A 14,364-nucleotide genomic window follows, 5' to 3' on the forward strand; every position below is an offset into this window, starting at 1 on the left:
TGGTGGTGGAAACCTCGGGACTCGTAGTAGGTGCGGAGGCGGTGATTCGAGGTGACGCAGTCGAGGCGGAGGTGGGGGCAGCCGAGGGCCGCGGCGGTGGCGGCGGACCAGTCGAGGAGGGCCGCGCCGAGGCCGGGTGCGGAGCGGCTGACGGCCATCCGGTGGACGTAGCCGGCTCGTCCTCCGACGTCGGACCAGAGCGGGTCGTCCCAGTCGAGGGTGATGGTGCCGGCGACGACTCCGTCGAGACGGGCCAGCCAGGTCTCGCCGGCTTCGATCGCCGGCTCGACCCAGGCGGACTCGAACCGCTCCGGCCACTGCTCGATCCCGGTCGCGCGCAGCCACGCGGCCGCCTCGTCGAGTACGGCGAGTAGGTCGCCGACGTCGGCCGCGGTCGCGGACTCGAGCGTCAGGCGCTTCGTCTGCCAGTTCTTCCCCACGCCCAGTAGCATGACGCGGCCACCGCCCGGATCGGAAACTCGGTGGCTCCGCGGCAGCACTCCACCGGACACTGGGGTGATGGTGGACGACGAGGCGGTAGCGGTCGCACGGCAGTTGGTGGCGGAGCAGTATCCGGATGCGCGGGCAGCCTGGCTGGGCGGCAGCGTGGTCCGTGGTGACGCGGGCTCGACCTCCGACCTGGACATCACCGTGCTGCTCAGCGGTCCGCCGGCGCCGAGCCGGCGATCACTGGAGTACGGCGGCTGGCCGGTCGAGCTGTTCGTGCACACCGAGAAGTCGCTCCGGCACTTCTGCGACAAGGACCAGGTACGCCGTCAGCCGAGCATGATGCGACTGGTCGGCGAGACCGTCGTACTGGTGGACAAGGACGGATCCGGTGTCCGGCTGCGGCAAGCGGGCCTGGCCGAGATCGCCGCCGGACCTGCCGCGCTGACGCCGGACGAGCTCAACCTGCTGCGCTACGGGATCACCTGCCTGCTGGACGACCTGGCCGACGCGTCGACCGACGACCTACGCACGGCCCTTGCCTCGATCCTGTGGCAGGACGCCGGCCGGCTGCTGCTCACCGGGTCGCGGCGCTGGTCAGGCACGGGCAAGGGGCTGCTACGGGAGCTTCACGCGTACGACGAAGCACACGGCACGAACCACGCTCGTGCACTGCTCGGCGGCGTCCGCGACCCCGGCCGTCTGGTCGAGGAGGTGGACAGGATCCTCGACCAGTTCGGCGGGCGCCTGTTCGCCGGGTTCGAGCTGGCTGCTCAGGCGGTGTGACCGCTCACTCGGCATCGACGAGTTGCCAGTCGGGGCGCTTGGGCAGCAGGCGTACGGCGATCACGGCAACGACCGCGCCGAGCAGGAAGCCCGGGATCGTCCAGCGCCAGCCGGTGAAGGCACTGTCCGAGGTGGTCTGCGCAGTGGCTGCGGGCGGCTCGGTGACCGGTTCGTCCGCTGCGGCTTCGGGGACCTGTTCCTCCGCTGCGGCTTCGGGGACCGGGCCGAGGTAGGTCGGGCCGCCCCAGCCCGACTTCTTCGACAGCAGCTGCATCGAGCCGAGAAGCTCGAGCAGTCCCGCGGGTTCGGTGGCCTGGTGCCAGATCGGGCTCTCCGGCAGCGTGCTGCCGTCCCTGGAGGCCCGGGTCGCGATCCACGGACCGCCGGGTGCGTCGGGATAGATGATGTCGACCCGCCACACCGACATGTCGTGGATCAGCCAGGTGGCCCGGACGAACCGGCCGACCGCGTGGTTCTCCTTGGCGTCCCGCGCTCCGGTCATCTCGGTCAGCCGTTGCAGGTCGGCGTACCGCTGATCCTCGTAGCCGACGGCAACCACAGCGGGCGGACTGCTGAGCAGGACGCTGGTCGGACCGCCGGCCCGGGCGGGCGCGGCGCCGAGCGCGGCTACGGCGAACAGGGCGACGAACAGAGCAAGAGTACGGCGGACCATGGCAGCTCTCCCTGAGAACGAGGACTCACACCCCTGGTACACCGCCGACGGCTAGGAGGTTCCCCGGGCAAGCTCCACGGCCCGTGCCTTGTCGGAGACACCTTCCAGGCGGAAGGTGACACCGGCGGACACCCACACCAGCGTCGGCCCGGCCACGCGGACACGGCGTTCCACTCCGGCCGGCTCGACGAGCACGAGCTCATGCGGGGTGTCGAACCAGTAGCCGTTGACCTCCGGCACCCGCTCCAGGCTGCGGTAGTACTTCTTGAAGTACAGCGGCGACACCTCTGCGCGGAACTGCTCCAGCCGTACGCCGTCCCAGCCGATTGCCACGAACGCCGGGGAGGCCTCCACGCCCTTGGGTGTTCCCAACTCAGCCGGGACCGCCGGTTCGAAGCCGGCGACCCGCTCTGCCTCCGCCAAGGACAGCTGACCGGTCACAGCCGGTGGTGCGGTCGGCGTACTGGTCGGGGCGCTCGCGACGGGTTGTGCACGCACGCCGCCGATGTTGAGCCACTCTGCGACGGTCGCACGCACCGGTGGGGTGGCCACCGCTCCTGCGACGAGCACGAGGAACAGTGCGAGGAAGGTGCGCCAGCGGTCCTTCAGCGAGCGCCGGACAGGTACGTCGGCCACGCGAGTCAGGACTGCGGCGGTCAGGTCGTCGTCCACCGGAGGTACGACGGCAGAGCGGCCGAGCGCGCGGAGTTCGTCGTCCAGGCTCATCGCTGCACCTCCTTGTCAGGTAGCGCGTCCCGTAGCCGGCCGAGTGCTCGGTGCAGCCGGGACTTGACCGTCCCGCGCGGCCAGCCGAGCACGACTGCGGTTTCCTGCTCGTCCAGGTCCAGCAGGTAGCGGCACGTCACCACCAGCCGGAACGTCTCCGGCAAGGACCGCACGGCCGCCAGCAGCTCCTGCCGCCGCTCCAGCGAGACGGCCTCCTCGGCGGGATCCAGTACGACGTCGAGCGGAGCCGCCAGCTCCTCGCGGCGGAACCGGCGGCTGCGCGACCGCAGGACGTTCCGCGTCTCGTTGGCCACGATCCGCAGCAGCCAGGGCCGGAAGGCCGCGTCGGTCCGGAAGCTCCCGAGTGCCCGGTAGGCCTTGACGAACGACTCCTGCACCACGTCGTCCGCGTCCGGGCCGGCCCCGAGGAACACCGCCGTACGCTTCGCCACCCGGGCATGCAGCACCACCAGCTCGCCGTACGCGGCCGACTCCCCGCCACGCACCCGAGCCAGGATCTCCGCCTCGTCGCTCCCGCTGATCACGCCTCCCGTCGCAGTCGCCCCGCACACCCAGGCGGTTCCGTGTCATTGTGTCTACACCGCCGGGTCTCCTCCGGTTCCGTGTATAAGGTCGATTCGTGCCAGAAGTCGACGCGAGTTTCCTCGCCCTTCCCCGTCATGAGCTTGCCGAGGCCGCCCTGCAGCGGGCCAGGGACCTCGGTGCCACCTTCGCCGAGTTCCGGCTGGAGCGAATCCGCTCGGAGTCCATCGCGCTGCGCGACAGCCGGCTGGAGAACGCCCAGGACGACGAGGACCTCGGTCTGGCCGTCCGGGTCATCCACGACGGGACCTGGGGTTTCGCCGCCGGGGTCGCGCTCACCGAGGACGAGGCCGTCCAGGTCGCCGAGCAGGCGGTGAACATGGCCCAGGTGTCCCGGCCGATCAACGCCGAGACGATCGAGCTCGCGGACGAGCCGGTGTACGCCGACGTCACCTGGGTGTCGTCGTACGAGATCGACCCGTTCAGCCTGCCGCGCGCCGAGAAGGTCGCGCTGCTGACCGACTACAGCGACCGGCTGCTCGGGGCCGACGGCGTGGCGCATGTCAGCGTCCATGTCGCCTCGGTGCACGAATGCAAGTTCTACGCGAACTCCGCCGGTACGTCGTACACGCAGCAGCGGGTCCGGATCGGCCCGGAGATCACCGCGTTCGCGGTCGACGCCGAGTCCGGCCGGTTCGACTCGATGAGCACCTGCGCACCACCGGCCGGCCGCGGCTGGGAGTACCTGACCGGCACCGGCTGGAACTGGGACGAGGAGCTCGCGCAGATCCCCGGCTGGCTGGCCGAGAAGATGGCCGCCCCGACCGTCGAGGCCGGCACGTACGACGTGGTGATCGACCCGACCAACTTGTGGCTGACCATCCACGAGTCGATCGGCCACGCCACCGAGCTCGACCGCGCGCTCGGCTACGAGGCCAACTACGCCGGCACGAGCTTCGCCACCATCGACAGGCTCGGCACGCTGAAGTACGGCTCGCCGATCATGCACGTCACCGGCGACCGGACAGCCGAGAACGGGCTGTCCACCGTCGGGTACGACGACGAGGGCGTGGCCGGCCAGCAGTGGGACCTGGTCAAGGACGGCATCCTGGTCGGCTACCAGGTCGACCGCCGGATGGCCAAGGTCAACGAGGAGAGACTGGCCACACCGCGGTCCAACGGCTGCGCGTACGCCGACTCCTCCGGTCACATCCCGATCCAGCGGATGGCGAACGTCTCGCTCCAGCCCGCGCCCGACGGCCCCTCCACCGAGGAGCTGATCTCCCGGGTGAAGAACGGCATCTACATCGTCGGCGACAAGTCGTGGTCGATCGACATGCAGCGGTACAACTTCCAGTTCACCGGCCAGCGCTTCTACAAGATCACCGACGGCACGCTGGACGGCCAGGTGCGCGACGTCGCCTACCAGGCGACGACCACCGACTTCTGGGGCTCGATGGAGGCCGTCGGCGGCCCGCAGACGTACGTCCTCGGCGGCGCCCTCAACTGCGGCAAGGCGCAGCCGGGCCAGTCCGGCGCCGTCAGCCACGGCTGTCCGTCCGCGCTGTTCCGCAGCGTTCGCATTCTCAACACCACGCAGGAGGCCGGCCGGTGACGACCGCCATTCAGCTCACCTCGCAGGACACCGTCGAGCAGGGTCTGGCGCTGGCCGCGGCCGAGGGTGCCGACGGCTGCGTCGTCATCGTCGCCGAGACCTCCAGCACCAACCTGCGCTGGGCCAACAACACCCTGACCACGAACGGCGCGATGCGCGGCTCCAGCGTGACCGTGATCGCAACCGCCGGAGCCGGCGAGGGTACGGCGGCCGGCGTGGTCGGCCGGTCGTCGGTCACCGACGCCTCGTTGCGCGAGATCGTGTCCGCCGCCGTGGCGACCGCGCGGGCGGCGAGCCCGGCCGAGGACGCGCGCCCACTCGTCGACGGCACCACCGGCGCGGACTGGGACCTCGAACCGGAGGAGACCACGGTCGGCGTCTACGAGAAGTTCGCGCCGGCCCTCGGCGAGACGCTCGCGCGCGCCGGCCACGAGAACCGCTGGCTCTACGGCTTCGCCGACCACCAGGTCGTCACCCTGTACGTCGGCTCGTCGACCGGACTGCGGTTGCGGCAGGCGCTCCCCCGCGGTTTCGTCACCGCGACCGGCAAGTCGGGTGACCTGAGCCAGTCCGCCTGGGTCGGCGCCGCCACCCGCGACTTCACCGACATCGACGCCCACGCGATCGACGCCGAGTTGACCCGGCGGCTCGGCTGGGCGACGCGGACGGTGCCGGTCGACGCCGGCCGGCACGCCACGGTCCTGCCACCGGCCGCGGTCGCCGACCTCACGACGTACCTCTACTGGTGTCTCGACGGGCGGGAGGCGTTCGAGGGACGGAGCGTCTTCGCCAAGCCGTCAGGTGGAACGCGGGTGGGCGACGTGCTGTCCCCGCAGCCGGTCAACCTGCGGTCGGATCCGCTGCTGCCCGGGCTGGAGACGTTTCCGTTCGCGGTCGCACGGTCCTCCGGCGGCTCGGCCAGCGTGTTCGACAACGGGCTCACGCTGGCGGCGACCGACTGGATCCGCGGTGGCCGGCTGGAGTCGCTGATGACGAGCCGGCACACCGCCGACCTGATCGACGCGCTCGCGGCCACGCCGAGCGTCGACAACTACGTGCTGTCGGTCGACGGCGCGAGCGGCAGCACGGACGACCTCGTCGCCGGGCTGGACCGCGGTCTGCTGGTGACCTGCCTGTGGTACATCCGGATGGTCGACCCGCAGACACTGCTGCTCACCGGCCTCACCCGGGACGGTGTCTATCTGGTCGAGAACGGCGAGGTGACCGGTGCCGTGAACAACTTCCGGTTCAACGAGAGCCCGGTCGACCTGCTCGCCCGGTTCACCGCGGCCGGTGCGTCGGTTCCGGCGTTGTCGCGCGAGTGGGGTGACACCTTCTCCCGGACGGCGACCCCACCGCTGCTCGTCCCGGATTTCAACATGTCGAGTGTCAGCCAGGCCAACTGATCTTCGTCCACAGGGAAATCCACAGTTCCGAGGATGTCCACAGGGCAGCGAAACGCCCCGCGGTCCCGGCGATTTCGCCGGGTCCGCGGGGCGTTTCGTCAGCTCAAACCGTCGGGTAGCCCGGCTCGACGGGACCCGTACCCGGCTGGCCGAAGCGTTCGGCGGCCTTCGGGTCCGGACCGTACTGGTTGTCGCCGACCGTGCCCTCCTGGGCGGCCAGCACGATGAACCAGATGAAACCGACACACGGGATCAGGTTGATCAGGATCCACCAGCCGGAACGGTTCGTGTCGTGCATGCGCCGGATGCCGACCGCGATCGCCGGCACCAGCACGGCCAGGCTGTAGATCGTCGACAGCCAGCCGGACTGGCTGGCCCCCGAGCCGTAGGTCAAGCCGAGGGCGCGGTCCAGGATGCTCAGGATGATCGACACGATCACGTTGAAGAGTACGAACATCCAGTACTCTTTCCGCCGGGCCCGCCCTGAGAACACGGCGTACTTCTTGAGGACGTCGATGTACCACTGCATTGCTGTTTCTCCGATGGTCGAAGGTGAGACGCGGACTGAGCCTGTCGGAACCGGTCGGGTTCGTCAATGCAACTTTTCGCTTCGGTGACCACACTGCAATCTGCCGCGCCGCAGCTGGAGTGAACTTCACCTCTTCGGAACCGGAACTGCTAGAGCCGGCTTCAGGTCCGGGCGGAATCAGCTTGCAGGATTGGGTTTCGCGAGCGCGACCCGCCGCATCCGGCGGGGCCCCTCGGCGTACGACGTGGTGTCGTCGAGCCGCCAGCGATCGGCCAGTTCGTCGATCAGCGCGTCGTCGAAGAACCGGCCGGCGAAACCGTCGTGCTCCGACAGGCCGTCCGCCAGTTCGCGCCAGTGACCCGAGCACGGGTCGTCCGCCGACCACACGGCGTACACGAACAGCCCGCCGGGTCGCAGCACGCGGTGGATCTCGCCGACCAGCGACCGGAGCTCGGCGCGGGAGAAGGCCATGTTCAGCAGGATGTTCGCGAACACGGCGTTCACGGTCGCGTCGGCCGGCGGCAGCGGGTCGCGGACGTCGTGCAACGCCGCGGTGACCCGGTCGTCGAGCCCTTCCCGTTGCGCGTCCAGCCGCAACTGGTCGAGCGCGGACTCGCTGAAATCGGTGGCGTGCACGCTGAAGCCCTGCTGGGCCAGGAAGAGCGCGTCCCGGCCCTGACCGGCGCCGAGCTCGAGGACATCATCGATGCCTGCGGCACCGAACGCCTCGGCCGCCCACCGGGCCGCCGCCGACGGCTGGGTCCCGTGCAGGTGCGGATGCCGCGCGTACTCCGTCTGCCAACGTTCCTGCTGAGCCCTTGCGAGCTCGACATGTCCAGTGCTCATGTTGCTCCCCGTGTTCGTCACGCCGGTCTGGACGACCGGCAGACCGCAGCAGCCTACGTCACGAGTTGAGTAGACGTACTCACGCGGGCACCCGTTTCGCAGGGAGACAGTGAGGTGAGACTCAGGAGGAATGTCATGAACACCCATGTCACCGCCCCCGTGCAGTGCCCGGTTTGTCACAGCCGGCTACACCTCAGCGTGGTAGCAGTACCACAACCCGCGCCGCCGCCCCCGTTGCCTCACTACCCACCGCCTCCACCACGCGGAGTCGTCACACCGCCGTCTCCTCCGCCGTCTCCTCCGCCTGTGCCCGGGCCGGTGCCAACGCCGGCGACCCCGCCTGTGCGGCAACCTGCCGCGGCCTTTCAGCCGCCGCTTCCGCCCTCACCTGAGCCGGTACGGCGTCCCAAGCCACCGCGCCGCCGGCTCAGCCCACAGGCCACCCTGCTCAGCCTCGGCGTGCTCCTTCTGCTCGCCGCCGGCGTCACCTTCCTCGCGGTCAACTGGGACAGTCTCCCGGTCGCGTTGCAGGCCGGCATCATCGGTACCCTCGCCGCCCTCGCCTTCGCCGGCTCCATCCCCGCGAGCCGCAGCTCCCTGGCCGCGTCGGCCGAAGCACTCGCGATCCTCGGCTGCGGCCTTCTCACCGTCGACCTGTACGGCGCCCGCGCCCTGGGACTCGTCTCGGAGGACGCCGTCGACGGCGTCACGTACAGCGCGGTCGTGTTCGCCTCCGTTGCCCTGGTCAACCTCCTGATGACCCGGCTGGCTCCTAAGGTGGTCACGTACGGCGTCACCGCCGTGATCGCGGGCCAGTTGCCGTTGCCGCTGATCCTCGTCGACCGCGTCAGCCTGCCCTGGCTGCTCGCCGCACTCCTCGCGCAGGTCGTCGCCACGCTCGCCCTGTCCGCGCTCAGCACACCGATCGTCCGCCGTACCGGCGCGATCACTTCGGCCGTCGTGTTCGTCGGCATCCTCGTCACCGGCATGGTGCGCACCTTCCTCGGCCTGCTGACGAAGTACGCCGCCGACTACCGCGACTTCGCCGGTACGTCGTTCACCTCGGCGGAGCTCAGGACCGTCGTCGCGACCACCGCGGTCGTCTGCGTCGCCGCGATCACCGGCGTTCTCATGCTGCGCAAACGGCCGCTGCCGGTCACGCCGGGGCTGGGCGAAGCGGTGTGCGCGGCGGCCGCGGGCTTCACCGTCGCGACGTGCCTGCCGCAGGTGCCCGGGCCGGGTCGATGGCTGACCACCGGGGTTGCCACCGTGCTCACTATCGCGCTGATCCTCCGCGGCCGGCGTGCTGGAGCGGTCTCGACGGTGTTGTCCGCCGGGACCATCACTGTTGCCTCGGTCAACCTCTTCTACTGTCTGTGGCTCGCGGACGTCCGGCAACTCGGCTTCATCGCCGGCATCATCGCCGTGCTGGCCGTCTTCGCCGCCGTCCGGAAGACGGTCGACGCCGTACCGGCCGCCGGGGTCGCCAGTCTGGGTGCGCAGTTCGCCGTCGTCCTGTTCACCATCGACGAGTTCATCGGCTTGTGGGCGGGTGCGGTCAGCGTCGCCGTCGTCGGCGCGTGCGGCGCCGGCCTCGCCTGCCGGTACGTCGGCAAGCCGCTGGAGCGGATGTTGATCGGCTCGTCGGCGATTGCCGTCCTGGTCGCCGAGGCCATCGCCGCGGTGGTGTCCGTGGACTCCGGCACCGGTGTCGTCCTGACCATCACCGCGGCCCCGCTGATCGCCTACGGCATGAACCCTGCTCGCCGGGACGCCCTGCTGGTCGCGGGGCTGCTGCTGATCATCGCGAACACCGCGTTCGTCCTGGCGGCCGGTGGTACGACGATCGAGTGGTTCACCGTGCCACCCGCCGTCGTGATGCTCGCGATCGGCGTACTGGCCTGGCGCGACCAGCCGAGCTGGGTCTACCTCGGCCCGGGCCTGCTGATCGGCCTGGTGCCGTCCGCATTGATTGCTGACGGCAACCACAGCTGGGTGCGGGTGACCTTCGTGGTCGCCGCCGCCCTGGCGGTGATCGTCCTCGGCGCCCAGCTCGGTCTCCAGGCCCCGTTCGCCGTCGGCGCCGCCGTCCTCGCCAAGGTCGGCATCTGGCAGTTCGTCGAGGCTGCCCCACTGATCCCCCGCTGGATCACCCTGGGCGCCGCCGGCGCCGTCCTGCTGGCCGTCGGAGCGACCTACGAACGCCGTCTCTCCCAGGCCAAACAGGCGGCCCGATGGTTGTCGGCGCTGCGGTGACGTGCGCGGCCGGTTTCCACGTGGCCCTGCGATCCGCATACTTGGTTCGAGGAGAACCGCACCCCGGGGGCCGGATGATCAACCGCAGCGACAAGCAGACGGCGGACGTGCTGCTGCTTGCCAGCGTGCTCGAGAAACTGCGCACCCATGACGGCCTGACCGTCGCTCGGCTGCACGCGAACCGCACCGGGATCGCGGCCCCCCTGATGGAGCTGGCCGCGACCCGCCGGTTCGCCACCGTGCACGAGCTCGACGTCGCCTCGGCCGCGTTCGACCTGGTCGCCAACTGCGTCCGCGAGGATCTGCACGGCACCCAGCAGATCGTCGCGGACGCGATCCTGGCGCTCGGCCTGCACACCGACACGCACGCGCACGCCGGCCTCGACGACCGCATCACGCGTTCGCTCTACAGCACCTCCCTCGGCCGCCGGCGCGAGACGCTGCTCAACCACTGGCACCGGCTGCACGAAGCCCTCGGCCACCAGCCGCCCGAAGCACCGAGCGACCGCGCCCTCCGCGGCACCACCGAGCCCGTCGTACTCCGCGAGCTCGCCAACCAACTCATCCGTCGCGACATCTACTCGGTCGGCTCGAAGACCGTGGTCATGCTCGACGCGGTGCCGGCCCCGGACGTCACACCCGCCGGCCGGGTGATCGTGGTCGGCGGCGCCGTCATGGACGCGACCTTCCGCACCAAGACCCTCCCGGCCCCCGAGACCTCCAGTGAGGCCTACAGCTTCGACCTCTCCCCCGGCGGCAAAGGCCTCAACCAGGCTGTCGCCGCTGCCCGGCTCGGCTTCCACACCTCCCTGGTCGCCGCGATCACCGACGACCGGTTCGGTGAGGACATCCTTCAGCACCTGCGCGACGAAGGCGTCGACACGTCCCTGGTGAAGCGGATCCGCGGCCGCCGTACGCCGTTCACCGGGGTGTTCGAGAAGGAACTCGGCGACAGCATCGCCGTCAACTGGCGAAACCAGAACGAGGTGTTCCTCGCCGGCGAGGACATCGACGAACGGTCCGAGCAGATCGCCGGCTGCGACGCGCTTCTCCTGACCTTCGAGGTCCCGCGCGAGACGATGCAGCAGACTCTGGCCGTCGCTCACCGCGATCCCGCCGACCGCCCACTCGCGATCGTGACTCCTGGCCAGCCCTACGAGGACGAGCGCATCTCCCGGGACACCTTCGGGCGGATCGACTACCTGGTGGCCCACCCGTGGGAACTCGGCAGCTTCGCCTCCCAGGGCCACGGCCCCTTCGACCCCGACCCGGTCGCGCGGAACCTGCTCGCCTTCGGTGTCGAGACCCTGTGCCTGCTGGTCAACGGCGGCTGCACGATCTACTCCGGGCCCGCCCACGACGTCATCAGCGTGCCGACGATCCCGTCGATCTACAAGGAGTCGTCAGCCTCCCGCGACGCATTCTGCGCCGCCCTCGCCGCGAAGCTGCTGGACAACGACCGCAAGTTCTCCGGCCAGGTAGCCCTCTGGGCCGCCGCCGCCATGTCCTGCGCCACCGCGGACTTCCCCCTCTCGAACTCCATGCCCGACCGCCAGCGAATCGACGCCCTCCTGGCCCGCTCCCCCTTCACCGTCAACGGCAGCGGCCTCGTGTGACCCCCAGGTCGGCGGCGGCGCTCACCCACAAGATCCGAGCTCACCGGCGAAGGCGGCGTTGGCCTTCCTCGGGGACGATCTCGGTCTCCCCACGAAGCCGGCAGCAGTAGATGACCGAGTCGAGCAGCTTCGCCCGGCTCTGCTCGAAGCGTCCGCGCGGATGGGCGGCCCGCAGCTCCACGAGATTCGCCCCGCCGAAGCGCGTCCGCAGCTGACGCGGGCTCGCATACACCCCGTCGACGTACAAGTACGGACGGGCCTCGATCGACATCCATTGCTGCCAGTTCGCAGCCCGGTAGCTCGCCCCGACGAACCCGAGATTCGGGTCGACGGCGGTCGTCAGCAGTTGCACGGAAGGAATCTCCCGCCGGATCACCTGCCGCACTTTCGCCAGCAGGAAAGAGATCGCATTGGGCGGCGCCACGTCGAACGAGTACACCCGGGACACGTCCCACGCCGCACCCAGCGGTACGCCGAACTGCGACTGCAACTGCCGGCCGACCCGCATCCATTCCAGCGGAGTGACGCTGCACAAAGTCACCGGAAGCCGGTTCACCGGATCGACCAGCGCGAAGTTCACCGAACCCGCCCGGGCGCTGCGCAGGTAATGCAGCCGGCTGAAGATCTGATCAGCATCATTGTTCCCGAGACGGACGAAACGCAGGTCCGGCAGTTCGAAACGGTCCTTCGGAACAAGACTGTCGATCGCCCGCTGATCGGCACGCAACCGCAGCGCGTTTCGTTTCAGCTCGCCGATCACCGCCTTACGTCCCACCGTGCCGTCTGGCCGCGTCGTCCGCGGCAGGTGGAGCAACGTCCGGACACTCAACGCACGACTCGGTATGCCGTACTTGCGCACGGCATCGGCCAGCAGGTTCGCGAAGTCCGGTGCGTGCCTTCGGCAATCATCCAGCGAAAGCCGGGCCACCACGGGAGTCACGGAAACTGCCGGTTCTTCGGGGACTGGAAGCGGTGGGACGACCGCTGGAACCGTCGGCTCGACGGCACTGATCACCACGCGAAGAATGCTAGCCGACGGTTGCCGAGTCCTCGCAACTTCCCAGGACGACGAGTTTTGGCGGCGTGTCGCGCCCGGAACCGCCGCTGGCTGCCAATTGGCACCCGAAAGGTGCCAACTGGCAGAGAATCGTACGCCGACGGCTGCCGGCGTATCGCTGCAACCGCCAAAGCGGCGGCCAAGACGCCGGATCCCGCTGCCAGAATCATGTCCGGACAAAGAACGTGATGCCAATTCTTCTGGATTGACAACCGATTGTCGTGACGTTCACTGAAAGCGTAACCATAACGCCGGACCGCCGACTCACTCTAACCCGGGAGCGGCGAAAACCAAGCAGCCAAGGGAAGTGAATCGAAGGAAAGAGGAAACGCCATGCCTCCCAACGAATTCGTCGCGACCATCGTCGTGCTGGCCAGTGCGATACTCCTGATCTCCTTCTGGAAACAGATCCTGTTCATTCTGCTCTTCGGAGTGGTCATGGTCTTCTGCTTCGGCCTCTACAACGTCGCCGCCGCGATGGGACACTGATTCCGGCCGCATCCGCGACACCGCCCGACACCCGCCCGGGACTCCCCGGGCGGGTGTTCTTTCGTAGGCTCGCGGATATGAGTGACTCCGCCGCGGATCTCAGCCTGACCGAGGTACTGCCCTTGCTGGAGCAGCGCAAACTCTCCGCGCGCGAACTCGTCGAGGACTGCCTGCGCCGGATCGACCTTTCCGAGCCCGCCGTCCGCGCCTTCGTCACCCGTACTCCGGATCTCGCTCTGGAAGCCGCGGACCGCGCCGACGACGCCCGCGCGGCGGGCGAGCCGGTCGGCGTGCTGGCCGGCGTACCGGTCGCGGTGAAGGACGTGTTCCTCACCAAAGGAGTACTCACCACGGCCGGCAGCCAGGTGCTCGCCGACTACGTGCCGGCCGAGGACGCCGCCCTCTGGGAGCGCCTCGCGGCCGCTGGCGCGGGGATGCTCGGCAAGACCACCACGCACGAGTTCGCGTACGGTACGGCGTCCACACCGACGGCGAACCCGTGGGACATCCGTCGTACTCCGGGCGGCTCGTCCGGCGGATCCGCGGCCGCTCTCGCCTGCCGGATGGTCCCGGTCGCCACCGGAACCGACACCGGCGGCTCGCTGCGCATCCCGGCCGCCGCCTGCGGCGTCTCCACCCTCCGCAGCGCCCGCGGCCGCATCTCCCGGTACGGTGTCATCCCGCTGAGCCCGTCGTTCGACGTCGCCGGCCCGATGGCCCGCCGGATGCTCGACATCTCGATCCTGATGCGCGTCCTGGCCGGCCACGACCCTCGCGACCCGGCCACGCTGGAGGAGCCGGCACCGCCGTACCCGCTCGCACCGCCACGCGACCTCACCGGGACTCGCATCGGCCTACCGATCGAGATGTCCTGGGAGAACGTCGACGGGCGGATCGCCGTCGTCTGCCGTGAGGCCCTCGACCTCCTGGTCGCCCGCGGCGCCGAACTCGTCGAGATCGAGAACCCACCGAACGCCAAGCTCGTCCTGGAGAAGTCCACCGGAGTCTTCGACACGATCAACGAGTCCGAAGCGCACCAGATCCACGACGCGCTCGTCCTTCACAGCCACCTCTACACACCCCAGGTCCGCGAACGCGTCCGCAAAGGTGAAGGCATCCCCCGCCACCGCTACGAGGAAGCCCACCGCCTCCGCGCCCGATGGACGCAGGACTGGCGCCACCTCATGCAGTCCCACCGCCTCGACGCCCTGGCCCATCCGACCATCGACGCCGCTCCCCCACTCATCGACCACACCCGGCCACCCAAAGGCCCCCGCATCCGCCTCTCGGTCCCTTGGTCCATCGCCGACTTCCCCGCCCTCAGCGTCCCCGCCGGCGTCGACGCCCGAGCCCTTCCGGTAGGCCTCTCCCTGGC

At 69.6% G+C, this 14,364-nt stretch carries 14 protein-coding genes; 7 read left to right on the forward strand and 7 right to left on the reverse strand.

Annotation, left to right across the window (positions count from 1 at the left end; genetic code table 11):
• Window positions 1–440: GNAT family N-acetyltransferase (locus E1218_RS30235; protein WP_165949479.1), on the reverse strand; the 440-nt coding region annotated here is incomplete at its 3' end.
• A 79-nt stretch (window positions 441–519) separates the two neighbouring features.
• Here E1218_RS30235 and E1218_RS30240 point away from each other — a divergent pair.
• Window positions 520–1,233, forward strand: a complete 714-nt coding sequence (locus E1218_RS30240) for a nucleotidyltransferase domain-containing protein (protein WP_165949480.1) — start codon at window positions 520–522, stop codon at window positions 1,231–1,233.
• Between the two features lie 4 nt (window positions 1,234–1,237).
• On the opposite strand, the gene E1218_RS30245 is transcribed toward E1218_RS30240, so the two are convergent.
• The 3 genes from E1218_RS30245 to E1218_RS30255 are packed head-to-tail and all read right to left on the reverse strand — an operon-like array spanning window position 1,238 to window position 3,177.
• Window positions 1,238–1,906, reverse strand: coding sequence for a hypothetical protein (locus E1218_RS30245; RefSeq protein ID WP_132326413.1), 669 nt, complete (start codon window positions 1,904–1,906; stop codon window positions 1,238–1,240).
• Window positions 1,907–1,957: 51 nt separating this feature from the next.
• On the reverse strand, window positions 1,958–2,632 hold the full coding sequence (locus E1218_RS30250; protein WP_132326415.1) for a hypothetical protein: 675 nt from the start codon (window positions 2,630–2,632) through the stop codon (window positions 1,958–1,960).
• Window positions 2,629–3,177 carry an RNA polymerase sigma factor gene (locus E1218_RS30255; RefSeq protein WP_233712580.1) on the reverse strand — a complete coding sequence of 183 codons (549 nt, stop codon included), beginning with the start codon at window positions 3,175–3,177 and terminating at the stop codon, window positions 2,629–2,631. Before E1218_RS30255 ends, E1218_RS30250 begins: the two co-directional genes overlap by 4 nt.
• A 95-nt stretch (window positions 3,178–3,272) precedes the next feature.
• On the opposite strand from E1218_RS30255, the gene E1218_RS30260 reads away from it, so the two are divergent.
• Both E1218_RS30260 and E1218_RS30265 read left to right on the forward strand, forming a co-directional pair.
• Window positions 3,273–4,790, forward strand: coding sequence for a TldD/PmbA family protein (locus E1218_RS30260; protein ID WP_132326417.1), 1,518 nt, complete (start codon window positions 3,273–3,275; stop codon window positions 4,788–4,790).
• Window positions 4,787–6,196, forward strand: coding sequence for a metallopeptidase TldD-related protein (locus tag E1218_RS30265; protein WP_132326419.1), 1,410 nt, complete (start codon window positions 4,787–4,789; stop codon window positions 6,194–6,196). Before E1218_RS30260 ends, E1218_RS30265 begins: the two co-directional genes overlap by 4 nt.
• A gap of 103 nt (window positions 6,197–6,299) precedes the next feature.
• Here E1218_RS30265 and E1218_RS30270 read toward each other — a convergent pair whose 3' ends face one another.
• Complete coding sequence (locus E1218_RS30270) at window positions 6,300–6,725, reverse strand: DUF805 domain-containing protein (RefSeq protein ID WP_132326421.1); 426 nt, start codon at window positions 6,723–6,725, stop codon at window positions 6,300–6,302.
• Window positions 6,726–6,902: 177 nt separating this feature from the next.
• Window positions 6,903–7,571 carry a class I SAM-dependent methyltransferase gene (locus E1218_RS30275; protein ID WP_132326423.1) on the reverse strand — a complete coding sequence of 223 codons (669 nt, stop codon included), beginning with the start codon at window positions 7,569–7,571 and terminating at the stop codon, window positions 6,903–6,905.
• 459 nt (window positions 7,572–8,030) lie between these two features.
• Between E1218_RS30275 and E1218_RS30280 the strand changes: the two genes are divergently transcribed.
• Window positions 8,031–9,827 (forward strand): SCO7613 C-terminal domain-containing membrane protein, encoded by a 1,797-nt coding sequence (locus E1218_RS30280; protein WP_165949481.1) that lies wholly within the window; start codon window positions 8,031–8,033, stop codon window positions 9,825–9,827.
• A gap of 74 nt (window positions 9,828–9,901) precedes the next feature.
• Complete coding sequence (locus E1218_RS30285) at window positions 9,902–11,443, forward strand: PfkB family carbohydrate kinase (protein WP_132326427.1); 1,542 nt, start codon at window positions 9,902–9,904, stop codon at window positions 11,441–11,443.
• Window positions 11,444–11,483: 40 nt separating this feature from the next.
• Here E1218_RS30285 and E1218_RS30290 read toward each other — a convergent pair whose 3' ends face one another.
• The gene (locus tag E1218_RS30290; RefSeq protein WP_132326429.1) at window positions 11,484–12,383 is read right to left on the reverse strand and encodes a Mom family adenine methylcarbamoylation protein; all 900 of its coding nucleotides are present in this window, start codon (window positions 12,381–12,383) and stop codon (window positions 11,484–11,486) included.
• Window positions 12,384–12,833: 450 nt separating this feature from the next.
• Here E1218_RS30290 and E1218_RS36300 point away from each other — a divergent pair, with 450 nt between their 5' ends.
• Together E1218_RS36300 and E1218_RS30295 are read left to right on the forward strand one after the other, a co-directional pair.
• Entirely contained in the window at window positions 12,834–12,989 is a 156-nt protein-coding gene (locus E1218_RS36300; RefSeq protein WP_165949482.1) for a hypothetical protein, read from the forward strand.
• A gap of 77 nt (window positions 12,990–13,066) precedes the next feature.
• Window positions 13,067–14,364, forward strand: a 1,298-nt coding sequence (locus E1218_RS30295; protein WP_132326431.1) for an amidase, incomplete at its 3' end; no start/stop codon positions are given.

This window comes from Kribbella turkmenica, from assembly GCF_004348725.1.
GTDB lineage: Bacteria > Actinomycetota > Actinomycetes > Propionibacteriales > Kribbellaceae > Kribbella > Kribbella turkmenica.

What these genes read in the sequence shown, in the direction of transcription:
- E1218_RS30285 (WP_132326427.1), top strand. Translation starts at nt 9,902, where the DNA reads ATGATCAACCGCAGCGACAAGCAGACGGCGGACGTGCTGCTGCTTGCC.
- E1218_RS30275 (WP_132326423.1), bottom strand. Translation starts at nt 7,571, where the DNA reads ATGAGCACTGGACATGTCGAGCTCGCAAGGGCTCAGCAGGAACGTTGG.
- E1218_RS30270 (WP_132326421.1), bottom strand. Translation starts at nt 6,725, where the DNA reads ATGCAGTGGTACATCGACGTCCTCAAGAAGTACGCCGTGTTCTCAGGG.
- E1218_RS36300 (WP_165949482.1), top strand. Translation starts at nt 12,834, where the DNA reads ATGCCTCCCAACGAATTCGTCGCGACCATCGTCGTGCTGGCCAGTGCG.
- E1218_RS30250 (WP_132326415.1), bottom strand. Translation starts at nt 2,632, where the DNA reads ATGAGCCTGGACGACGAACTCCGCGCGCTCGGCCGCTCTGCCGTCGTA.
- E1218_RS30240 (WP_165949480.1), top strand. Translation starts at nt 520, where the DNA reads ATGGTGGACGACGAGGCGGTAGCGGTCGCACGGCAGTTGGTGGCGGAG.
- E1218_RS30245 (WP_132326413.1), bottom strand. Translation starts at nt 1,906, where the DNA reads ATGGTCCGCCGTACTCTTGCTCTGTTCGTCGCCCTGTTCGCCGTAGCC.